At 54.0% G+C, this 22,821-nt stretch carries 24 protein-coding genes; 17 read left to right on the top strand and 7 right to left on the bottom strand.

What is annotated here, in order from left to right; genetic code table 11:
* The first annotated feature begins 86 nt into the window (after positions 1-86).
* Positions 87-1,970: a cache domain-containing sensor histidine kinase gene (locus RSX24_RS21825; protein WP_343261763.1), complete on the top strand. Its 1,884-nt coding sequence runs from the start codon at positions 87-89 to the stop codon at positions 1,968-1,970.
* Between the two features lie 2 nt (positions 1,971-1,972).
* Positions 1,973-2,773, top strand: a complete 801-nt coding sequence (locus RSX24_RS21820) for a response regulator transcription factor (RefSeq protein WP_236421257.1) — start codon at positions 1,973-1,975, stop codon at positions 2,771-2,773.
* Between the two features lie 12 nt (positions 2,774-2,785).
* Here the strand turns inward: RSX24_RS21820 and RSX24_RS21815 are convergent, their stop codons facing one another.
* The 4 genes from RSX24_RS21815 to nirB form a co-directional block, all read right to left on the bottom strand.
* Positions 2,786-3,415 carry a YfbR-like 5'-deoxynucleotidase gene (locus RSX24_RS21815; protein ID WP_343261762.1) on the bottom strand — a complete coding sequence of 210 codons (630 nt, stop codon included), beginning with the start codon at positions 3,413-3,415 and terminating at the stop codon, positions 2,786-2,788.
* Positions 3,416-3,661: 246 nt separating this feature from the next.
* Positions 3,662-4,450: a formate/nitrite transporter family protein gene (locus RSX24_RS21810; protein WP_339273896.1), complete on the bottom strand. Its 789-nt coding sequence runs from the start codon at positions 4,448-4,450 to the stop codon at positions 3,662-3,664.
* Between the two features lie 66 nt (positions 4,451-4,516).
* A complete protein-coding gene (gene nirD, locus RSX24_RS21805) occupies positions 4,517-4,843 on the bottom strand; it encodes a nitrite reductase small subunit NirD (protein ID WP_343261761.1) in 327 nt (108 codons plus the stop codon).
* Between the two features lie 73 nt (positions 4,844-4,916).
* Complete coding sequence (gene nirB, locus RSX24_RS21800) at positions 4,917-7,346, bottom strand: nitrite reductase large subunit NirB (RefSeq protein ID WP_343261760.1); 2,430 nt, start codon at positions 7,344-7,346, stop codon at positions 4,917-4,919.
* Positions 7,347-7,677: 331 nt separating this feature from the next.
* Between nirB and RSX24_RS21795 the strand changes: the two genes are divergently transcribed.
* Positions 7,678-8,388, top strand: coding sequence for a metal-dependent hydrolase (locus RSX24_RS21795; protein ID WP_236421262.1), 711 nt, complete (start codon positions 7,678-7,680; stop codon positions 8,386-8,388).
* 122 nt (positions 8,389-8,510) lie between these two features.
* Here RSX24_RS21795 and RSX24_RS21790 read toward each other — a convergent pair whose 3' ends face one another.
* The 3 genes from RSX24_RS21790 to RSX24_RS21780 form a co-directional block, all read right to left on the bottom strand.
* Entirely contained in the window at positions 8,511-8,636 is a 126-nt protein-coding gene (locus tag RSX24_RS21790; protein WP_290371509.1) for a hypothetical protein, read from the bottom strand.
* Between the two features lie 28 nt (positions 8,637-8,664).
* Complete coding sequence (locus tag RSX24_RS21785) at positions 8,665-8,994, bottom strand: hypothetical protein (protein ID WP_236421263.1); 330 nt, start codon at positions 8,992-8,994, stop codon at positions 8,665-8,667.
* A 156-nt stretch (positions 8,995-9,150) separates the two neighbouring features.
* Positions 9,151-10,224, bottom strand: a complete 1,074-nt coding sequence (locus RSX24_RS21780) for a M42 family metallopeptidase (protein ID WP_343261759.1) — start codon at positions 10,222-10,224, stop codon at positions 9,151-9,153.
* Positions 10,225-10,768: 544 nt separating this feature from the next.
* Here RSX24_RS21780 and spoVAC point away from each other — a divergent pair.
* The 14 genes from spoVAC to RSX24_RS21710 all read left to right on the top strand — a co-directional run bounded on the left by spoVAC (position 10,769) and on the right by RSX24_RS21710 (position 22,741).
* Positions 10,769-11,275, top strand: coding sequence for a stage V sporulation protein AC (gene spoVAC, locus RSX24_RS21775; protein WP_343261758.1), 507 nt, complete (start codon positions 10,769-10,771; stop codon positions 11,273-11,275).
* Complete coding sequence (gene spoVAD, locus RSX24_RS21770) at positions 11,272-12,288, top strand: stage V sporulation protein AD (RefSeq protein WP_343261757.1); 1,017 nt, start codon at positions 11,272-11,274, stop codon at positions 12,286-12,288. The genes spoVAC and spoVAD overlap by 4 nt, the downstream gene beginning before the upstream one ends.
* A gap of 3 nt (positions 12,289-12,291) precedes the next feature.
* The gene (gene spoVAE / locus RSX24_RS21765) at positions 12,292-12,642 is read left to right on the top strand and encodes a stage V sporulation protein AE (protein WP_236421268.1); all 351 of its coding nucleotides are present in this window, start codon (positions 12,292-12,294) and stop codon (positions 12,640-12,642) included.
* Positions 12,643-12,837: 195 nt separating this feature from the next.
* The gene (locus RSX24_RS21760) at positions 12,838-13,794 is read left to right on the top strand and encodes an AAA family ATPase (protein ID WP_343261756.1); all 957 of its coding nucleotides are present in this window, start codon (positions 12,838-12,840) and stop codon (positions 13,792-13,794) included.
* 16 nt (positions 13,795-13,810) lie between these two features.
* Entirely contained in the window at positions 13,811-15,046 is a 1,236-nt protein-coding gene (locus RSX24_RS21755; RefSeq protein WP_236421300.1) for a DUF58 domain-containing protein, read from the top strand.
* The gene (locus RSX24_RS21750; RefSeq protein WP_343261755.1) at positions 15,043-17,256 is read left to right on the top strand and encodes a transglutaminase TgpA family protein; all 2,214 of its coding nucleotides are present in this window, start codon (positions 15,043-15,045) and stop codon (positions 17,254-17,256) included. The genes RSX24_RS21755 and RSX24_RS21750 overlap by 4 nt, the downstream gene beginning before the upstream one ends.
* A gap of 110 nt (positions 17,257-17,366) precedes the next feature.
* Positions 17,367-17,894 carry a YqeG family HAD IIIA-type phosphatase gene (locus RSX24_RS21745; RefSeq protein WP_236421271.1) on the top strand — a complete coding sequence of 176 codons (528 nt, stop codon included), beginning with the start codon at positions 17,367-17,369 and terminating at the stop codon, positions 17,892-17,894.
* Positions 17,891-19,018, top strand: coding sequence for a ribosome biogenesis GTPase YqeH (yqeH, locus tag RSX24_RS21740; protein WP_236421272.1), 1,128 nt, complete (start codon positions 17,891-17,893; stop codon positions 19,016-19,018). The genes RSX24_RS21745 and yqeH overlap by 4 nt, the downstream gene beginning before the upstream one ends.
* A gap of 45 nt (positions 19,019-19,063) precedes the next feature.
* Complete coding sequence (aroE, locus tag RSX24_RS21735; protein ID WP_343261754.1) at positions 19,064-19,942, top strand: shikimate dehydrogenase; 879 nt, start codon at positions 19,064-19,066, stop codon at positions 19,940-19,942.
* Between the two features lie 88 nt (positions 19,943-20,030).
* Complete coding sequence (gene yhbY, locus RSX24_RS21730) at positions 20,031-20,321, top strand: ribosome assembly RNA-binding protein YhbY (protein WP_236421274.1); 291 nt, start codon at positions 20,031-20,033, stop codon at positions 20,319-20,321.
* A 12-nt stretch (positions 20,322-20,333) separates the two neighbouring features.
* Positions 20,334-20,924 (top strand): nicotinate-nucleotide adenylyltransferase, encoded by a 591-nt coding sequence (locus tag RSX24_RS21725; RefSeq protein ID WP_339273891.1) that lies wholly within the window; start codon positions 20,334-20,336, stop codon positions 20,922-20,924.
* A complete protein-coding gene (yqeK, locus tag RSX24_RS21720) occupies positions 20,908-21,495 on the top strand; it encodes a bis(5'-nucleosyl)-tetraphosphatase (symmetrical) YqeK (RefSeq protein ID WP_236421276.1) in 588 nt (195 codons plus the stop codon). Before RSX24_RS21725 ends, yqeK begins: the two co-directional genes overlap by 17 nt.
* Positions 21,492-21,839, top strand: coding sequence for a ribosome silencing factor (rsfS, locus tag RSX24_RS21715; RefSeq protein ID WP_236421277.1), 348 nt, complete (start codon positions 21,492-21,494; stop codon positions 21,837-21,839). Before yqeK ends, rsfS begins: the two co-directional genes overlap by 4 nt.
* The gene (locus RSX24_RS21710; RefSeq protein ID WP_343261753.1) at positions 21,836-22,741 is read left to right on the top strand and encodes a CvfB family protein; all 906 of its coding nucleotides are present in this window, start codon (positions 21,836-21,838) and stop codon (positions 22,739-22,741) included. The genes rsfS and RSX24_RS21710 overlap by 4 nt, the downstream gene beginning before the upstream one ends.
* Positions 22,742-22,821 lie beyond the last annotated feature (80 nt).

Raw genomic sequence — 22,821 nt, 5'->3', positions numbered from 1 at the left:
CATCGCTCAATAGACAAAAGCGTTCTGTTGAGGTGGACATTTTCGCCGGGCGCCAGACATGATCATTTTGACGGGGTGGATAAACCATGGTCCGATATCGTTTTAGAACATTGCAGCAAAGCCTGTTTACGTATTACTCCGCCGTGTTCATCGTGTTTGCGCTGCTGGTGGCCAGCTTGCTGTACATGTTTCTCGCAAACGACATCCGCAGCCGCAGCGCCGACCAGCAAAGACAGCTAAGCATGTCGATCGTGAGCAATCTCGATCAGGAAATCATTAAAATGAACAATTTTTCGATGAGCATCGTCTACTCGAACCTGGTCAAGGAGCATTTCAGCCATTACTTGTCCCCTGCGGAGGAAGATCCTCAGCGGCCCATTGCGGACTCGGCATTTTACAAGGATACGACCACGCTCATCGATGTCATTCTTGCCGTCATCAGCAGCTCGAATACGGCGCAGCAGGCGAACATTTATGACGTAAACGGCAAAATGATCGGCGCCGGGGCGTTCAACGGGCAGCTGTCCGTCGACATGACCAAACGTCCGTGGTACGAAGAAACGTGGAAGCGAAACGGATGGCGCGTCCTGCAGCTTCTGGAGGGCGGTTCCTTACCCATGCCGACCGGGCAGGGACGACCGACGAGCCAGTACCTTTCGTTAACACGGGTGTACAAAGACGGCAATTATGTCAGTCAGGGCATCGTCGAAATATTGCAGGATGCACACACCGTATTTGGTTCGCTGGACGAATTGCAGGCAAGCAACAATGAGCTGCATATCTACGTGTTGGATGACCAAAGCCGACGGTTGTATCCGTTCTCTGCGGACGGAGAGGGTTCCTCGGCGGCGGTAGCCAATTATTACGAAGAAATGATTCGCAGTGGCGGTTATGCACCCGAAACGATGCAGGAAGTAGCCGCATTTGACGGAGGGGCGAAGCAGATGATGACTTACGCGATGTCCGGGGAGACGGGATGGACGGTCATTTTGACGCAATCGAAATCATCGCTGTTTGCCGGCCTGAACCGGATGGCGCTGTTGATCATCGGGGTGACCGTGGGCACGCTTATGCTTATTCTTCTTTTATCCTATCTGATCTCGAAGAGGGTCACTTTGCCGCTGCATCGCCTGCAGCGCATCATTCAGAAAACGGGCGTGCAGCAGCTCGAAACGGGACAGGACCCTGCGCAAATGTTCAAGCTGGAGCACCCAGGCTCCATTCGGGAGATGGATGAATTGAACGATACGTTCATTCGGCTGAACCAGCAGCTGGTACAGTCCTTCCAGGACATGCTGGCGCTCAAGTCGGAAGAAACGCAGGCTCGCCTGCTGGCGCTGCAATCGCAGATGAATCCTCATTTTCTATACAACAACATCACGAACATCAGCATTATGGCCGAGGAAGGCATGAACGAAGAAATTGTTGCTTTTTGCGGCCATATCGCTTCGATGCTGCGTTATATATCGGCTTCCGGCCGAAACGGCGTTACGTTGGCGGAAGAGCTGGAGTACTGCGAACGTTATCTCGAATGCATGAAAATCCGGTTTGAGGATGATCTGCAGTATGAGTTCGATATTCCAGAAGACATGAAAGGACAGGTCGTTCCAACGCTGCTCATTCAGCCTTTGCTGGAAAACGTAATGAAATACGGGCTGAGCGACGTCCCGCCATGGAAATTGCGAATTACGGGGGAGCAGGATGAGGAACAGGGGACATGGAGCATGACGGTGGAAGACAACGGCCCAGGCATGGAGCCGGAGACGCTCGCGGCGATGGAACAGTACATCGAATCCTCGCACGATTGGGAGCGGATGCCCGACATGCAGATCAACGGCATGGGGCTCAAAAACAGTTGGATCAGGCTGAAATTATGGTATGGTGACGCGGCCTGCATGCACATCGTGAATCTGCCGTCCGGCGGGATGCGCATCACGATCGGCGGTTCCATTCGAAAGGAGAAGGGATAACGATGGCAATGACTTATCGAACGATCATCGTAGAAGACGAAGCGTTGATTCGTCGCAATGTGTCGCGCAAATTTCGGGAGCTGGATTCCCGCTTCGAAGTCATCGGAGAGGCGCGGAACGGCCGTGAAGCGCTGCAATTGATGGAGCAAACGGTCCCCGATCTCGTAGTGACGGACATTCAGATGCCGGTGATGAACGGGCTGGAGTTGGCCAAACATCTATATTTCGCCTACCCGCATGTGAAGATCGTCATTTTGAGCGGCCATCATGAATTCGAGTACGCGCGGCAGGCGATCAGCTACAAAGTGGAGGATTATCTGCTCAAGCCGTTAAGGGAAGATCAGCTGCGAGCGCTGCTGGATGCGATGGAAATCAAGCTGGGCCATGCTGCGGATTCGCTCACCCATGTCAGCGCCGTGACGGAGGAGCAGGCGCAGCCGGAGGATATCGCCGATGCGGTGAAGCTCTACCTGAAACAAAATTACATGCATGAGATCACGCTGCAGGACATGGCGGGGCAGCTGCATTTCAGCGTCGATTATTTGGGGAAATGCTTCAAAAAGGTCACCGGGGAAACGCCGCTCAAATATTTGACCGGGCTGCGGCTGAACGAGGCCAAGCGGATGCTGGCTGCCCATGAAGACATGGATATCAAGAGCGTGGGCAGAGCGGTAGGGTACGGGGACTCCCACTATTTCAGCCGGATTTTCAAAAACAAAACGGGACTGTATCCCAGCGATTACCGGCAGCAGTGCGCGCAACGAAAAAAAGCCCAGTCTGCGCATCAGGGTGACGTGAGCTGATCGGCAGGGCTATTACTGGGCCATCGCTTCTTCGGTAATTTTGCGGATGTCGATCGGGGAGAGAAGTCCTTCCTGCACGATATCGGGGAGAATGTGATCGAGGAAATAACGCACGCAGTGCAGGTCGATGTTTTTGATCTTGATCAGGGCGTAGCGGTACATGACGATAAACTCTTTCTCGGTATTGCCGCGCTGCATTTCAGCGAATGCTTCGTACACCTGGTCCATCTTGTCGGCAACTTCAAGGATCAAACCTTCGACGCTGTGATCCTTGCCTTCGCGCAGTTGTCTGCGGAAGATGGGTTGAAATTGCTCGGGGATGTTCTCATCGATGAAATGGGCCACCATGCCTTCTTCGACTTGCTGCAGCATGGAGCGAAGTTCAAGGGAATTATGTTTGACCGGGGTTTTGATGTCGCCGATGAAAATTTCGCCATAATCATGGCTGCTCGTAATCTCGTAGAGCTTCTTCCAATCAATGGCGACGCCATTCAATTCCTCGATATCGGCCAGCGTTTTGGCGTACTGCACGACTTTCCAGGAATGCGCCGAGACGCTGTGCTCCTCGAATTTGAACTTGCCCGGAGTACGGATAATGCGTTCAAGATCGTTCAGCGATCGAAAGTACGTATGAATGCCCATGGAGTGATCATCCTTTGCTGTAGTATGAACCGACTATACTCCAGATCTGTCAACGCAGTATTAACGAACGTAGACGATTCGGTAATAACGGGACCAGCGTCTTCCTGGAAACACAAAAACCACAGAGTTCTCTTCCGCTCCATATGTGAGCGGTTGCTGAGTTCCGTGGTTTTATTATGCCTCTGTAATGAGAAGGCATTCGGGGAGAGCAACATTCCCAGGGTTGCCTTTTTCTTGTGTTAGCTTTTACGGCCTTGCTTTTTTGCGTACAGGGGACACGTACCAATACGCCATGCCGACAAAAAGCGCTCCGCCGACGATATTGCCCAGCGTAACCGGAATCATGTTATGGAACCAGCCTGCGAGCGTAATCGTATCCGGATGGTTCGGAAGAAGCCAGGACAGGGAAAGCAGCGTCATATTGGCCACGCTATGCTCGTATCCGCTGGCGATAAAGGCGTACAGGCACCACCAGATCAGCACCAGCTTGGCGATGTCTTCCTTGGAGCGGGCGGACATCCAGATGGCGAGACAGACGAGCCAGTTACACAGGATGCCGCGAAAGAACAACTCGGTAACCGGGGCGGCCATTTTTTTGGCCGATACGGCAAAAATAATATGCTCCGGGGCCGCGCTTTTGAATAGACCGCTGCCCAATATCAGCAGGCAGAGCAGCACGGCGCCGATCAGGTTGCCAAGGAAGACGAGGCCCCAGTTTTTCAGCGTATCTTTCACGGTGGTACGCCCTGCGAGCGTGCTCATCGTAAAAAACATGTTATTGCCCGTAAACAGCTCGGAACCGGCAAAAATGACCAGTGTGAGCGCAAGTCCGAAGGACATGCCCATCAGCATCATTTGCAGGGGCGATTTGGCCGCGAGCAGCGGGGCGCCGATGCTGAAAATGAGAATGATGCCCAGACCCACGTAAGCGCCCGCCATCAGGGCGGATACCATATAACGCGGCAGGCTGTTGTTCATCGCGTCCCGCTTTTTGACGGCGGCTTCAATAATGCCTTCAACATTAGGTGTGTACATGTCGTTTTCCCCCATTAAGGAACTCAAATAAAAGGTGTGCGATACAGAAGCGGAGGCGCTGGCGAGTTATATGGAGATCCAGACTCGGCCATCCTCGATTTTTACCGGATACATGCGGACTTGACCCTCATCGGGAGCTTGCACCAAGCCTGTGCTGAGGTCGATTTTCCAATCGTAGAGCGGGTCGTACAAATAATGTCCTGACACGATGCCTTCCGCCAGCGGTCCGCCTTTAGGGTGAGGGTTGCTGTTGTCCGCAGCGAATACAGTCCCGTCGGAAGCACGGAAAACGGCCAGCTCATGGCCCTCAATATCAACCACTCTTCCGATGCGCGGCAGAAATTCCTCAATCTCTCCCGCTGCGAAATACGTTCCCGTTTGCTTGGTCGTCATATGAATCTCTCCTTTGTCTGTAATGATCATCTATGAAAACCCCGACCGAGGCCGGGGCGGAAGGTGCCTGGGGTTATGGACGAGCTGCCACCTCGATGCCTTGAAAGAGCTTGCTTTGTCCTTGTTCGTTCCGCAATGCTTTTTTCCAAGGGTCCTCCACTTGCTGTAAGGCGAACTCGATTCGGGCCATCAATGCTTTGCGTTCCTCGATATTGTCTACCACGACCGACCGGATCTGCTCTAGTCCGATGCGCTCTACCCACTCCGACGTCCGCTCCAGATAATTGCCTGTTTCGCGGTAATATTGGATGATCGCGCCGCACAGCTCGATCAGCTCCTCGTCGGTTTTCACTTTGCAGAGCGAGTCGGCCAAGCGGGCTTTGATGCCGCCATTGCCGCCGATGAACAGCTCCCAGCCGCCATCGTTGCCCACGATCCCGATATCTTTAGTACACGATTCCGCGCAGTTCCGCGGGCAGCCGTTCACGGCCATTTTGAATTTGGCAGGCAGATCAAGGCGTTCGAACTTGCGCTCCAGCAGCGCGCCCATGGCCATCGAATCCTGCGTACCGAAGCGGCAGAATTGCGATCCAACACATGTTTTGACCGTGCGCAGCGATTTGGCGTACGCGTAACCTGAAGGCATATCCAGTTCGGCCCATACTTGTGGCAGGTCTTCTTTCTTAACCCCGATCAGGTCGAGCCGCTGACCGCCCGTTACTTTCACGGCTTTGACGTCGTATTTCACCGAAATGTCGGCAATGCGTTTCAGTTCCTCCGGCGTAGTTACCCCGCCATACATGCGCGGTACAACGGTATACGTACCGTCTTTTTGAATGTTGGCGTTCATGCGTTCGTTCACGAAACGAGATTCTTTCTCGTCCTCATGGGTGTCGGGGTAAATCATGCCCAGGTAATAGTTGATGGCTGGACGGCATTTCGAGCATCCCTCAGGCTGGGTCCAACCAAGCACGTTCATGACTTCTTTGCTTGTTTGCAGTCCTTTTTCCCGGATTTCGGCAACGATTTCGTCCCGGCTTAATGAGGTACAGCTGCAGATGCCTTGTTTGGCTCCGCTTGTGAAGCCGTCTCCAAGTACATATTGCAAAATCTGTTCCACGACCGGTTTACAGCCGCCGCAAGAACGGGTTGCACCCGTGCAGGCTTTGATCTCGTCCACGCTGCTCAGCCCTTGATTGGTAATGGCATCCACGATGGCCCCTTTGGTAACGCCGTTGCAGCCGCAAACGATCTCGTCTTCAGGCATCGTTTCCACGGAGGCAGCCTTTTTGTGGCCGCCGCAGCCGGTACCCATGAGTGCAGCGTACAGGTCATCGGTCATTACCGCCTGTTGTTTGATTAATTTTTGCAGCTCGGCTGAATCGGTGATGTCCCCGAACAGCACGGCCCCTACCATGATGTTGTCGCGCAGCAATATTTTTTTGTACGTGCGTTTCCAATCGTCTTTGTGCGAAATGATCGTATGTTCGGGACTGTCGAGGAATTCGCCTGTCGAGAACACGTCGACGCCCGAGATTTTCAGTTTCGTGGATACCACCGAGCCTTCATACGGAGCCGTTTCCACGCCGCAAATATGTTTCGCCAGAACCATGCCCTGTTCGAACAACGGGGCCACGAGGCCGTAACAGGTGCCGCGATGTTCGGTACACTCGCCGACAGAATAGACGTTTTCCATCGAGGTTTGCAAATAATCGTTGACCACGATCCCGCGGTTCACTTCGATGCCGCTCTCGCGGGCCACGCTTGTGTTTGGCTTGATGCCGACCGCCATCACGACGAAATCCGCATCCAGCACCGAATCGTCGGCGAAACGAAGGCCCTGCACGCGCTCGCCGCCGATCAACTCCTTCGTTTCCGCGCCCATTTTGAATTTGATCCCTTGTCGCTCCAGTTCCGCCTTCAGCATGGCTGCGGCTTGCGGATCAAGCTGACGCTCCATCAAGTCCTGCATCAAGTGCACCACGGTAACGTCCATGCCGAGCTGCACGAGACCTTTAGCCGCTTCGAGGCCGAGGAGTCCGCCGCCGATGACCGCCGCTTTTTTGTATTGCTTGGCCGCTTCGAGCATTTCGTTGCAATCCGCGATGTCCCGGAAACCGACGACGCCCTGTTTGTCATGTCCCGGAACCGGAAGGATAAACGAACTGGAGCCTGTTGCGATGATCACTTTGTCATAAGGAATTGTTGTGCCCGCGTCGGTTACGACTTCGCGTGTTTCCGCGTCAATCCGTGTAGCGGTTGTGCCTGTATGCAGTGTAATGCCGTAGTCAGCATACCAGTGCAGATCGTTCAGCACGATGTCGTCGATCGTTTTGCTGCCTTCCAGCACATAAGAAAGCATGATGCGATTGTAGTTGGGATAAGGTTCTGTTCCAATGACGGTAATGTCAAAGCGGGAGCTGAGTTTCAGAATTTGCTCCACCGTGCTGATTCCTGCCATGCCGTTTCCGATAATAACTAACTTTTCTCTATTCCCGTTCATGTGTATATGCCTCCTTGGATGTACACTGTGCGTTACCACGAATTTTAGTGGTCCATATTTGAATCATACATGACATAGCCGACATATTATGTGATATTTTTCACTAATAACGATAAAACGATCACTAATTTAAAAGTGTGACGGGGCTCACGAAAACGAAAATTTATTATTTGTGTTTTTCATGTATGAATGGGATATACGCGCTACTACCACAAAATGGAGGATCAAGGCAAATGATAAATGCGAACTATTGTTCTTATTTGGCTTTCATTGTATGATAAAAGACGGACCGTCCCTGTTCCCTATTTTTGCGAAAGGATGTTATGGCATCATGATGGGAAGATCCCACCTCATTATCGGGACAGGCGTTTCTCTTTCTGTCCTTCAATTTGCGGGCGTGCCTGTAACCGTTCCTGCCGTTGCCGCGGCGTTAATCGGTTCGCTGCTGCCGGACATCGACGAACCGAATTCCTTGCTGGTGTCCAAGGCGCTGCCAAACGGCTTGCTTCGGCTGCTGCAAACGATTTTGCTTCCTGCGGCCGTGTTCGTTTATTTTGTCGTTCCGGCCAAACCGTGGAATTTGCTGCTTGCCGCGCTGATCGCGCTCGTTTCGTTTTTGCCGTCCAGGTCGCTGCGCAAGGTGTTGATGTTTGCGATCGGGCTTGGCCTTGTATTTTATGGCCATTCGCTTGCACCCTGGAACTTGATCGGGGGAAGCTTGCTCATGCTCTGCACCACGCTCACGCATCGGGGACTTACGCATACGCTGTATGGAACCGCCGTATGGACGGGGCTGTTGTATGCGACAACCCAGCAGCAGCAGGGGGATGCCATCTGGCTGGCCGGAGGTTCGGCTTATGCCATGCATCTTCTTGCCGATTCGCTGACGAATCGCGGCATCAAGCCGTTGCCGCCATTGAAGTGGCGGATCCGCGCCAACTTGATGAGCACCGGATCAAGGCATGGGGCCGTGGTTGAAAACGTATGTATCGTGTTGACGCTGATTTTGGCCTGGATCGCCTTTTCGCCGATGTTTTTATGAATGGCCGGCCAGGCAACCGCAAATGACGTTCGAACCAAAAATGCCAGTTCCGATGATGCGGGACTGGCGTTTTTTTAACTATGCGCAGCCATAGAGCAAATCCGCTTCGCATGTTGAATGGTTTAGCCGCTGGTGGGTGCACCGGACAGAGTTTCGATGTCCGTTGATCCGAACACGAACAGCATAATAAGAATGAAAGCAATCAGCAATTCGGCAAAGCCGACGCCATCGAAAGCGGATGATTCCACAACAATCCCTCACCTTCCGCATCCTGCATCAGGAATTCATTCGCTGCTGGAAAACCTGAATGATGTCATTGATGGTCATATCTCCATTCTGATCCAGAAAATCCTTCAATTGATCCGCATTGCTCGGTTGAAAATCCTTCAACGTTTTATATCGTCCCGTCAAGGTAACCAGCAAGGTTGCTCCCCGGAATAGCGTAACGGCGTCAACTCTTAATTTGCCGCTAACAAGCAAAGCCGCGACGATGAAAGCCAGTTTTTTGCTTGAAAGGCTTCCGTTCAGCAGATCGTTGGCCACGTTCGTTTTATTTGAATTTTTATTGGATGATCTGGTTGTTTTCCCTTTCCTTCCGGTTGCCATCACGGATCACCTGCTGTTTTCTCGGTTTGGAACTTGCTTATGTATTCTATCTTATGAAATCTTCGGATGAAAGGTTCTCGACCTGAAAAGAAATAGGGGCTGACCCTCGTCATTTTCATGACCTACGGGACAGCCCCAATCTGTTATTACGATCGCTCAGGCGTTATCAATAATGGTATTCAGCGTGGTCCGGTCCAGACCTTTGACCAGCTTCACGAGCAGCTCTTTCGCCGCATCGTAATCATCCGTATGGATAATGGAAGAAGACGTATGGATGTAGCGCGCGCAAATGCCGATGACCGTAGAAGGCACTCCGATGCCGCTCAGATGAACCTGTCCGGCGTCCGTGCCGCCCGGAGAGATGAAATACTGCATTTTGATCTGATTCGTGGAAGCTGTATCCTGCACGTATTCCACAATGCCGCGGTGGGTGAACATGGTCGGGTCGAAGATTCGCAGCAGGGCGCCTTGGCCGATATGTCCGAACGATTGTTTGTCGCCGGTCATGTCATTGGCTGCACTGCAATCGAGTGCAAAGAAAATGTCAGGCTGAATGAGGCTCGCTGCCGTACGAGCACCGCGTAGACCCAGTTCTTCCTGAACGGTTGCGCCGCTGTAGAGCGTGTTCGGCAGCTGCTCCTTGTGCAGTTCCTCCAAAAGTTCCAGCGCCAAGCCAACCCCGTAACGGTTATCCCAAGCTTTCGCCATGATTTTTTTCGGATTGGCGAGCGGTGTGAACTCGCAGATCGGCACGATCTGCATGCCTGGATGGATGCCCCATGATTCGGCTTCTTCCCGGTTATCCGCTCCGATGTCCAGATACATGTGGTTCAGATCGACGGGTTTGCTGCGTTGGGATTCGTCCAGCAAATGGGTAGGTGTCGATCCGACTACGCCTGTAATCCGGCGATCGGGCGTAATGATCTGCAATCGCTGCGACAGCACGGCCTGGCTCCACCATCCGCCGAGTGGACGGAACTTGATCATGCCGGTCTCCGTAATGCCTGTCGTCATAAAGCCCACTTCGTCAAAATGACCGGCTACCATGACTTTCGGTCCGGTTTCTTCCCCGCGAAGCACGCCGAAGAGACTTCCCAATCGGTCTTGAACGAATTCTTGCGTGTAGGCCGACATTTGGTCTTTCATCCAAGCGCGCAGTTCGCGTTCAAAGCCCGAAACGGACGGAAATTCGGTCAATGTGCGAAACATGTCCAGCGTTTTTTGATTCATGCATAACCAACTCCTCTGTTTGTATGTAAGGTAAACGAAGTCGCGGCAGAACGGCTGCCGGACGGATGACTTTCCGGAAAAGGAAAGACAAATTAACCACTGGTCACATCATAGTATGAACGTTGTTATCCCAAATGTCCATGTTTGCGTCATGTATAGGAAAGGTGGAATAACCCACAGCCGCGCAGAAGGTCTGCAAATCTCCGCACATGCCCCTGTCTGGCAGCATGGTTTGTGAATATGCATAACTGGAACGGAATCGGACCCCTTGAAGGAGATGGAGACAACGATGAAGCCGGATTACCAGAGAAAAGAAGAGATCATCATCATCGTACTGTTTATGCTGCTCGTGATCGTCCTGATTTATTTGTGACGCTAGAGTATTGAAACCTCCGACATCCGGTTGCGGGCTTGAGCTGATTTGGAAATAAATGCCTCGATTTGCCGGATACATAACCTTGGGAGCAATAACAAACAATGTAGAGAGGAATTGACTCCAACATGCTGTGAGCAGCGTGATTCCATTTCGAAGGAGGTCTTCACCTTGCCAACTCAAACGAAGGGATTCGGCAGTGGGAAAAAAGCATCGTCCATATCCATCAGCGAGCAGGAGTACAAGAAGGTTGCCAAAAAACATGAACCGGCACGGCCGATCTGGGGCAATTGCGTTAAGGCCTTTTTTGTGGGCGGCACGATCTGCCTGATCGGACAAGCGATCCAACAGGCTTTTATGGCAGGCTTTGACATGACGGCCAAGCAAGCGTCAAGTCCTACCGTGGCGGTCATGATTTTGATCTCGGTCATTTTGACGTGCTTGGGCGTATACGACAAAATCGCCCAATGGGCCGGAGCGGGAACGGCCGTGCCTGTAACCGGGTTCGCCAACTCCATGTGTTCCGCCGCGCTTGAGCATCGGGCGGAGGGCCTTGTCCTCGGCGTCGGTGCGAACATGTTCAAGCTGGCCGGCTCGGTCATCGTCTTTGGCGTCGTCGCCGCGTTTATTATCGGCGTCGTGTATGCCTTTCTCGGATTCGGGGGTGGGCATTTATGAAAAGGGTCGGCCGTCAGACCTGGCAGTTCGACAGCCGTCCCCGTCTCATCGGCCGAGCGACGGTCGTAGGGCCGGACGAGGGGCAGGGACCGCTCGCTTCCGATTTCGACTATGTATACGACTCGCTTGAAATGGGCGAGAAGACGTGGGAGAAAGCGGAGCGCAAACTGCTGGAAAAAGCGACTCAACTGGCGCTGATCAATGCCAATATCACCAAGGAGGAGCTTCATTTCTTCGTTGGCGGTGACCTGATGAACCAGATCATTAGCAGCTCCTTTTCCGCAAGGCAGCTGGGAGCGCCTTATTTGGGCGTGTTCGGGGCGTGCTCCACATCGATGGAAACGCTGGCGCTGGCCTCCATGATCGTCGATTCCGGAGCCGGAGATTACGTGTTGGCCGGTACGGTGAGCCACAATTGCACGGTGGAGAAGCAGTTCCGCTATCCGACGGAATACGGCTCGCAGAAGCCGCCGTATGCCCAATATACCGTTACCGGTTCAGGCTGCGGCGTCGTGGCTCGTACCGGAGAAGGCCCTGCCGTTACAAGGGCAACGATCGGAAGAGTCATGGACATGGGCATTAAGGATCCGTTCAACATGGGCGCTGCGATGGCTCCCGCAGCAGCCGACACCATCGTCTCCCACTTCCGGGATACCCAGCTTGACCCCAGTTATTACGACCTGATCGTCACCGGCGATCTGGCTTCCGTGGGACTGCCGATCACAAAGGAATTGCTTCAGAAGGAAGGTATCTCTATGGAGCAGACGACGTTCAACGATTGCGGTTTGATGATCTATGATCGGGACAAGCAGCCCCAAGTCGTTGCAGGAGGCAGCGGCTGCGGTTGTTCGGCGACTGTAACGTATGGCCACATATTGAACCGAATGCAGGAAGGCGAACTGAAGCGGGTGCTCGTCGTTGCTACAGGGGCTTTGCTGTCCCCGCTATCGTACCAACAGGGTGAAAGCATTCCATGCATCGCGCATGCGGTCGCCATTGAAAAGGAGGATTAAACGATGCAGTTTTTGTGGGCTTTTATCATCGGGGGCCTCATCTGCGTGATTGGGCAAATTTTGATGGACGGCGTCAAGCTGACCCCTGCGCATACGATGAGTACGTTGGTCGTGGCTGGTGCGTTGGCTGATGCGTTCGGATGGTACGATCCGCTTGTCAAGTTCGCTGGCGCGGGGGCATCCATTCCGATTACGAGCTTTGGCAACTCGTTGGTTCATGGGGCGCTGACCGAATTGGAACGCGATGGATGGCTCGGTGTCATTACGGGCATCTTTGACGTGACCGCGGCGGGCATTTCCTCGGCGATTATTTTTTCCTTTCTGGCGGCATTGGTCGTCCGTCCCAAAGGATAATCGCCGGGCGTTCAGCGGCAAAAAGCAAAATGGCAATGGCCCGGTAATCTCCGGGCTTTTTTGTCGTAAATGGACAAACTTTGCGGCAGAGGCGGCCGCTGGAAACAAATTGCGATTTCCTTCGAGTGTACTCAGGACCTACAATCATGTACAATAAAAGGAAATCTGTTTGCTTTTTTAGGAGGTTTAGACCAAATGCCTGTGCGCAAAGAATCGATCCAAATCATTTCGGCAGTCCGTTCCAATCTGGAATCGTGCATTATGGGGAAATCCTTTGAAATCCAGCTTTTGCTCACAGCATTGCTTGCAGGTGGACACGTGTTGATCGAAGACGTACCCGGAACCGGCAAGACGCAGCTGATCAAGGCCTTATCCAAATCGATGCGCGGCGAATACCGCCGCATTCAATGTAATCCTGATATATTGCCAAGCGACATTACTGGAGTATCGGTATTCCATCCGCGCGACGAGCGCTTTTATTTCCGTCCGGGCCCTGTCATGACCAACATTCTGCTCGCGGACGAAATCAACAGGGCGACCACCAAAACCCAATCCGCTCTGCTGGAAGTCATGGAGGAGCGCAGCGTGACCGTGGACGGCGATACGTACGATTTGCCACATCCGTTCATGCTTTGCGCCACGCAAAATCCCATCGACTTTGAAGGGACGTATACGCTTCCCGAGGCGCAGCTGGACCGTTTTATGCTGAAGATCAGTCTGGGTTATCCGGACAAGGATATTGAAAAAACGCTGCTGAAGCAGCACCAGTCGGGACAGCCCGTCGACCGGCTCGAGTCGGTGACCAACATGGAACAGATCTCGGTGATCCAGCAGGAAATCAAGGATGTGTTCCTTGGCGAGCCGGTCATGGAATATCTGCTCGACATCGTTCGCAGCACGCGCTCCCACCCGTCGGTATTGCTGGGTGCCAGCCCGCGGGCAGCCATCTCGTTTATGATGGCCGTGAAAGCTTTCGCGTTTTTGCAGGAACGCGATTACGTGCTTCCGGACGACGTGAAAACGATGGCTCCTTACGCTCTGGCCCATCGAATCGTGCTCCGTCCGGAAGCAAGGCTGGACAGCATGAGTTCAGGAGCCGCGCTTGCTTCCATCCTGCATCAGGTCCGCGTGCCTGTCACGATGGGGCAATAAAATCATGAAACAGATCATGGGTTCGGTCAGAAAAAAGCTACGCCATCCCCGCGCGTGGAGCATCGCGGCAGTGTGGTTGTGCTGTCTGGCTTACGTTTTGTTTCAGGGAGGCAAAACGTCCATTATGCTGTTGTCGATGGTAACCTTGTTGTGCGTGTATCTCGTCATTGCGGGTTTGGGCGGGGTTAGGCGCGCCAGAGGGGAACGTTTCCTTTCGTCGGGTCAGGATCACGAGGAGCTTCTTCACGCGGGAGACCAGGTCCAGGTTCGGTTGCGATTGAGCATTCCAGGATTTCTGCCTCTTCCTTATGTCGTCGTAAAGGAAATGCTGCGACGCCATAACGGCGAATCCTGGTCTTTCCGGGAAAGCCTGCTGCCGAATATGCGGGGGACGGGGGAACTGACCTTTCAGACGCCTCCGTTGGAAAGAGGGAAATATGCGTTTCTGGATACCGAGTGCACCAGCGAGGATATATTCGGTCTCGTTCAGCACAAAGGCACCTTCAAGGCGCATAGCGAATTCAGGGTTCTCCCCCGAACCGTGTTCATTCCGTTTTGGCAGCTGTATGACCGCAAGTCGAGATTGGCAGGGCCGCAGACGGCGATGACGCGTTCGCGGCGCGAAACGACCCAAATCAACGGGGTGCGGGATTACGTATACGGTGACCGGTTATCCCGAATCCATTGGAACGCAACCGCAAGGACGGGAACGTGGAAATCGAAGGAGTTCGAACACGAATCCATTCCCAAAACGGTGCTTGTACTCGATGCGCTTGCCGCCAGCTACGCGGGATCGGAGGCATTTGAACTGGCCGTATCCACCGTAGCCTCGCTGCTGGAGTATGGCACGCGGGAGAGGATGGGAATGGGACTCATGACGCTGTCCGACGAGCCTTCCCTGATTCCGCCCAGCGAGAGCTTGCTGGATCGGCAAAGGATGATTCATCATCTGGTGGACGTTCAACATGACGGTCGGGATGCACGCTTGCTGCCTGGTGTGGAAAGATTGGCACGCCAGCTGCCGCAAGGAGCCTATTTTGTCGTCGTTTCTCCCCAGAAGGATGAGAAGGTGCTTGAATTGCTGCGTTGGGCAGATCAGCGCGGCATGACGCCGTGCCACATTTTAGTAGATATCAAGGAAGAGCGGCAAAGCGCAGAATGGACTGCCCTGCTGCGAAGCCGGGGAACGAGGGCGTTTACGGTTTCCAGCCTGCAGGAGCTTCCGACCGTGATGGGAGGAGGAGCCGCATGAGCGCACCTATAGATTTGTCGAGAGGCAAACGGTCCTGGTACCATGCGGCATCCCTGCTTTGGATTTTCCTGATCGGGCTGCAGTGGATCTCGTTTACCGAGGAATCCTGGTACAACGAGACGACGTCGCTGGTGCTTTGGACGATGGCGGCGGTATGCGTTTTGGAGATTATATTGCCGCTTAAACTGTTGTATCGAACGGTCATCAAAGTCATCGCTATCTTTTTTATTTTGCATAAAACCTTAGTGGATTACTCCGTATATATCCCTTACGGAACGTTTACGGAGCGAACGGAGCAATTTCTGCTGCACATGGTTCCTTATGTCTGGTTTTCGCTGTGTGCATGGGCCATGCTGGAGGCGGCGCACCGGCTGGTGACAACGAAACGGCGCATTCTTGTCTTTTTAGGGATCAACATCGTGTCCATGGGCATTTTGGATTCGTTCACCCGGATTCCGCTCTGGACCGAAGTGGCTTGGGTCATGTTTGCGGGGATGGGGTGGCTGGTATGCCAGCATTTCCGCAGCTTCCAATTGCAATATCCGCAAGGGTGGAAACGGCTGATTCGGTATCCGTACAAAATTATCGCCAACATTGCCATCATTTTTTCATTGATCATCGTGGCGAGCGTAAATATGCCCGAGGTTCCGCCAACCCTGACGGACCCGTATACGGCATGGCGGAACTATACCGGAAGCGGTTCGATCGAGGCGGGAAACGGTACGCTGGATATCCCAACCTCCACCGAGTCCGGGTACAGCCGGGAAGACAACCAGTTGGGCGGAGGATTCAATTTTGACTATACTCCCGTCATGTCGGTCACGACCAGTGAGCGCAGTTATTGGCGCGGGGAAACGCGGGAAGAATATACCGGTACGGGCTGGGACGACAACCGCAGAGTATCGGCCGAGGCCGTGCAGCCTGGCGAGGCATTGGAGAACAACGATGCGGGCAGCGGGAAAACGAAGCAGGTTACGCAGAAAGTCACGATGCTGAACGACAACGTTTATCCCATTTTGTTCGGTGCCTATTCGATCTCCGAGGTAAGCTCGGTGGAAGGCGAGCAGCAGTCGAACCGCATGCTTTGGAACGCCGACCAGGCCGAACTGCATGTGGTGACGAACCGCAATCAGCCCCAATATCCCAAAACATATACAGTGGTATCCGAGGCCCCGGTCATCGTGGTGGATGAGCTACGAACCAAAACGTACAACGATTTGTACGATAGTCATCCGGCCGACGACATGTATTTGCAGATGCCTTCCAAATTTCCGCAGCGGGTTAAAGATCTCGCCAGCGAAATTACGGGGGCCGCAAGCACGCCGTATGAAAAGGTGGCATTACTGCAAAACTATTTGCAGCAAAACTTTAGTTACACGAACAACCCGGACTTGTCCCGGAAAGTCAGCGATGACTTTGTCGATGGTTTTTTGTTCGAAGTGATGGAGGGCTATTGCGACTATTTCTCTACGGCGCTTGTCATGATGGCCCGTTCCGAGGGCATTCCGGCACGCTGGGTTAAAGGATATGCTCCCGGGCAGCTGTCCCTGAACTCGGACATGCAGGCTCCGCGCCAGCCGGGTGCCGATATCGAAACGACGTATACCGTAACGAATGCGGATGCCCACTCCTGGGCCGAAATCTACTTCGGCGAATACGGATGGATTCCGGTTGAAGCGACGCCGGGCTTTGACATGCCGCTGTTGACCGAATTGCCGGAGGTGCAGCCTGCGGACGAGCCGGAAGAGCAAGCGGAAGAAGAGCAGGTGCAGGAAGAAGAGGAGCAGGCAGCGGCACCGGAGCAGGCCAAGTCTGCGCTTCCGTCCTTCGTGATCTGGATGGCCAGTGCAATCCTTGTGCTGTGGATCGGATATATGTTTTGGCGCAGCCGGTTGTCGCTTCGTTTCCTGCTGCTCCGGCTTCGGAGCGGCGGCCCGCTGACGCCAGAGCAAAAAGTGATTGCGGAAACGGAGCGCTGGCTTCGTTACGCGCAGCGAAAAGGGCTGAAGCGGAGCGGCGACGAAACGCTGCGGGAATCGGTGGTTCGTTGGAGCCAGGCGAAACCGGCGGCGGCGGGGACCTTCGGGGAGCTGCTCCGCACGTTCGAGCAGGCCAGATATAGTCCGGCGACCGTTCATGCCGATGACTGGAAGAAGGTTTATGAGACAGCCCAGAGGCTGCGCAAGGAACTGAAAGCGGAACAGGCCTAAGCCTCGGCCTGTCCCGTTTTTTCCTTTTTCTTGTCCGGCAGGGCTGGATGCATTTTCAGGGAAGATGGATTTGTGATATAGTGTGTCGTATGAAACTGAGGTGACTTTTTTTGTTTAAAATGCTGATGCCCAAACTTCGGGTGGACACGGTTTATGATATTGATTTGGAAGGACTGTATGCCCAAGGCTATCGCGGGATTATTACAGACCTGGACAATACGCTCGTCGGAGCCAAAGCGCCCGACGCCACGCCGGAGCTGATCGAATGGTTTGCGCGCGTGAAAGAGGTCGGCTTCAAGCTGATCATCGTATCCAATAACAATTTGAACCGCGTATCGGTATTTGCGACGCCGCTGGACATCCAGTACGTGCACAGCGCGCGCAAACCGTCGAACGTGCCGTTCCGCAAAGCGATGAACATGATGGGCCTGACGCCGGAACAAACGATGGTCGTTGGCGATCAGATGCTTACGGATGTGTTTGGCGGCAACCGCCTCGGACTGTACACGGTGCTGGTGTTGCCCATCTCCATCGATGACGAAGGCTTCATGACCCGGTTCAATCGGCGCGTGGAGCGAATAGCCGTTACCCGTTTGAGCAAGAAAGGCTTATGGCTTGAGGAGGATAAAAAGAAATGACAGAAACGCATAACGGCCAACTTGCCGTGAAATGCAGCGGATGCGGTGCGCATCTGCAGACGGAAAATACGGAAAAACCCGGCTTCATCCCCGAGAAAGCGCTGGATCGCGAACCGGTCATTTGCCAGCGCTGTTTTCGCATTAAAAACTATAACGAATCCTCTTCCGTTACGGTAGACCAGGACGAATTCCTGGCGCTGCTCAGCAAAATCGGGAATAAGGACGCGCTTGTCATCCATATCGTGGATCTGTTCGACTTTGACGGCAGCATCATTTCCGGACTGCAGCGCTTCGTCGGCAACAATCCGGTGCTGCTGGTCGTCAACAAAACGGACCTTCTGCCCAAAGTAACGAATTGGAACAAAGTCCGCAATTGGGTGCAGAAACAGGCCAAGGAGCAAGGGCTGCGCACCGTGGACGTGGTGCTGTGCAGCGCCAAGCAGAATCAGGGCTTCGATCGTTTGCTTGAACTGGTGTCCGAGTACCGCGGGGACCGCGACGTATATGTCGTGGGCGGAACCAATGTCGGCAAATCGACCCTGATCAACCGGCTGATCCGCGACTACAGCGATCTGGAGCAGGAACTGACCACATCCCGTTATCCGGGAACGACGCTGGACATGGTGAACATTCCGCTGGACGATGGCAAACATATCATCGATACGCCCGGAATCATGTATCCATGGCGATTCAGCGAGATCGTGTCCCGCAAGGATCTGGGCGCGATCATGCCGGAAAAGCCGCTTAAACCGGCGGTATATCAATTGAATGCAGGCCAGACATTGTTCTTTGGCGGCATGGCTCGCTTCGATTTCATCGAGGGAGACCGCCAATCCTTTACGTGTTATATCAGCAACGCATTAGGCATTCACCGCACGAAGCTGGAGCGTGCAGACGAATTGTACCGCGACCATGCCGGGGAGCTGCTGTCGCCGCCGACGCGCGAGAACGCGGCGGACATGCCTGAATGGACCCGGCACGAGTTCCGCATCAAACGCGGCAGCCAGTCCGACATTTTTATTTCCGGTCTGGGCTGGATCAAGGCGAACGGAGAGAACGGGGCACTGGTCGCGGTGCATGCGCCAAAAGGCATCCGCGTGCTTCTCCGCCCATCCTTGATTTAAAATGACGGTTGCGGCGAGCATCCCGGCCGATCGGAGGCGAATCGAATGACGGAATCGAAGAAAGAGCATGCTGCGCTTCCTGTCCTGCTTGGGGTAATGGGCGATCCTATCGCGCACTCCAAATCCCCGGCCATGCATAATGCGGCCCTGCAGGCGGCAGGCGTGAGCGGCATGTACATGCCGCTGCATGTACTGCCAGGGCAGCTGGAGGCGGCTGTTCGAGGCATTGCTGCCCTTGGTTATCTTGGCGTTAACGTGACCATTCCGCACAAGGAACAGGTTATGCAGTATCTCGACCATATCGACGAGAGCGCGCGGCTCATCGGGGCCGTGAACACCATCGTCAATAGAAACGGCAGGCTGACGGGCTACAACACGGACGGGATCGGATATGTCCGGTCCCTTAAGGAAGAAGCTGTGCCTGATCTCAAAGGCAAGAACATCGCCGTTCTTGGTGCCGGAGGAGCGGCCAGGGGCGTCATTTACGCTTTGGCCCTCGAAATGCCCGAACGGATCAGCATTTTGAACCGCACTGCGGCCCGGGCTGTTGCATTGGCTGCGGATCTGAGCAGCCATGGTCTCGGACAAATCGTGGGCAGCGGCATGGACCAAGCCGAATCGATATTGGCCGAAGCGGATATCGTCATCAACACAACATCCGCGGGCATGCATCCCTATGTGGACGATGTTCCCGTAGATCCTGCATTTATTCGGGAAGGGGCGGCCGTAAGCGACCTGATCTATAACCCGCTGGAAACCCGCCTGCTGCAGGAAGCGAAGAAGCGCGGCTGCATCGTGCACGGCGGCTTGGGCATGTTTGTGTATCAAGGAGCGGTGGCTTTCGAGCACTGGCTCGGCGTACCTGCGCCGGTAGAAACGATGCGGCGCGCGGTATTGAACAGTTTTAACCTGTTAAAAATATAATTGAACGCTCAGGTTCGGAAATGACATTGAACGAGGTTGTTTTTGTTTTTTCCGTGACCTGCTCGGCATAAGGAGTTATGAAGGATTTATGTTAACCGGAAAACAAAAGCGCTTTTTGCGCTCGCAAGCACATCATTTGACCCCTGTATTCCAAATCGGCAAAGGAGGAACCAACGAGCATTTGTTCCGTCACATCGAGGAAGCGATCGAGAAACGTGAATTGATGAAAGTGCAGGTGCTCAACAACTGCCTGGACGACAAAAACGAAATCGCCGCAGAGCTGGCGCGCGAGACGGGCAGCGAACTCGTTCAGGTGATCGGCAGCACGATCGTTCTGTACAAGGAATCGCGCGACAACAAGCAAATTGAACTCCCTTAGGCGGTGAAGCGGGTGAAGATCGGCATCATGGGTGGAACGTTCGACCCGATCCATATGGGGCATCTGCTCGCGGCCGAGGCGGCCCGGGATTCGCATGCGCTCGACGAAGTCTGGTTCATGCCATCGCATGTGCCGCCGCACAAACGCGGGGCTGGAGCTTCGGGCCGGCAGCGTCTGGACATGACGACGGCTGCCGTGAAGGATGTGCAGCAGTACGAAGTGCTGGATATCGAAATGGAGCTGGGCGGTGTCTCGTATACGATCGATACGATGCGAGAGCTCTGGAGACGCTACCCGGAGCATGATTTTTATTTCATTATCGGAGCGGACATGGTGAACTATTTGCCCAAATGGGAACAGATCGAAGAGCTGGCAGCCCGTCTTACTTTCATCGGCGTAGGGCGACCCGGATTCCAGCTGCATCTGGATGATCTTCCTGACGAGCTGCAAGGCCGAGTGCTGCTGGCCGAGATGCCGCTGGTGGACATCTCCTCGACAGCCATACGCAGACGATTGGCAAGCGGCCATTCCGTCCGCTTCATGGTTCCCGATTCGGTTTACGAATACATTGTAAGGAGCGGTTTATATGGAGCTAAGCCGTGATGAATTAATCCGCGCCGTTTCCGGACAGATGCCCGAAAAGCGATGGAAGCATACGCAAGGCGTCATGGATTCGGCCGTGCGCCTTGCCGAAAAGTATGGCGCTGATCCGGTAAAAGCCGACTTGGCGGCGATTCTGCACGATGTGGCCAAATATTGGCCCGTCTCGGAGATGGAGGCCGTCATTCGCAATAACGGATTGAACGAGGAACTGCTGCGGCATGACAAACAATTGTGGCACTCCGAGGTCGGCGCATTCGTTGCCCGGCGCGATTACGGCATTGACGACCCCGAAATCCTTAATGCCATTCAGTGGCATACCTCGGGGAGAGTGGGGATGAGCCTGCTTGATAAAGTGGTATGTCTTGCCGACTATATTGAACCGGGCAGGGATTTTCCCGGCGTGGATCTGATCCGCGAACAGGCCGAGAAAAGCCTGGAGGCGGGGCTCATTGCCGGTTTTGATTCGACGATCAGCCTGCTGATCTCCCAGCGGCGCGTCATTTATCCGCTGACGATGCTGGCCCGGAATGATTTGATTTTACAACTATCGAACATGGAGGTTGGTTCATGACAATATCATCGAAAGAACTTATGAATATGGCGGTTACTGCCGCCGACGATAAAAAAGCGTCCAACATCGTTGCCTTGGATCTGAAAGGCATTTCCCTTGTAGCGGATTACTTCGTGATCTGTCACGGGAATTCCGATACGCAGGTGCAGTCGATCGCCACGGAAATTCGCAAACAGGCACACGCTGCCGGCGTCAATATCCGCGGCATCGAAGGCATGGATTCGGCGCGTTGGGTACTGATGGACCTTGGAGACGTGGTCGTTCACGTATTCCATCGGGATGAACGCGAATACTACAACATCGAGCGTCTGTGGTCTGACGCCAAAGTGGTGGAGACGGTATGAGTTTGATTGCGGGTACGATCGTTTCTTTGCCCGTTGCACGCGAAGTGTCGCCGTACGGCTACTTCCTGACGACAGGCACGGAGGATGTATTGCTCCATTACACGGAACTGACTAGAGAAATCAAGATTGGCGAAACGTTGGAAGTATTTCTGTTTTTTGATACCGAGGACCGTCTCGCGGCTACGATGAAAAAGCCGCTGCTGACGCTGGGGGAAATGGGCCGCCTCGTCGTGGCTGATGTTCATCCTCGTTTAGGCTGTTTCCTCGAGATGGGACTTGGACGGCAGCTGCTGCTCCCGATTCGCGAATTGCCCGAGCTGCCTGAGCTTCACCCGCAGGTTGGCGATGAAGTGTTCGTGATCATGGAGCATGATAAGCAAGGGCGTTTGCGGGCCAAGCTGGTTGGCGAACGGGAGCTTGCTCCGCTGGCGTTCCATGCACCGACGACCTGGCTGAATCAATGGGTCGACGTCCTTGTGTACAAGCCGCTGCAAATGGGTACATTCGTGCTCGTCGAAGGCGGAGTGCTCGGTTTCGGGGCCATCGGCATGATTCATTCTTCCGAACGGAACCGGATGCTGCGCCTTGGCGAAAAGGTGAAATGCCGGGTAACGCTCGTTCGCGAGGATGGACGCGTAAATCTTGCGATGTCGCCTCGCAAGGAAGTTGGACGCAATGAGGACGCGGACATGCTGCTTGCGTTCCTCAAGGAACGTCCGACAGGCGGCATGCCATATTCCGATAGCACGCCGCCGGACATCATCAAGAAACGGTTCGGCATCAGCAAATCCGCGTTTAAGAGGGGCCTTGGCAAACTGATGAAAGAAGGGCTCGTGAAGCAAAAAGAAAGCTGGACATATCTCGCGGACGCGGTTCCTGCGGACGACGATCAACCTAAATAGGCGCTTCGCTTCCATTCCTTGACGGGCTTGCGACAGGATATATGCAGATCTCCACCCTACGGGCTTGGATCTGGCTCGAT

The sequence above is a fragment of the Paenibacillus hubeiensis genome (assembly GCF_032334105.1).
Taxonomy (GTDB): domain Bacteria; phylum Bacillota; class Bacilli; order Paenibacillales; family Paenibacillaceae; genus Paenibacillus; species Paenibacillus hubeiensis.
This window is presented reverse-complemented; position numbering and strand designations above follow the sequence as displayed.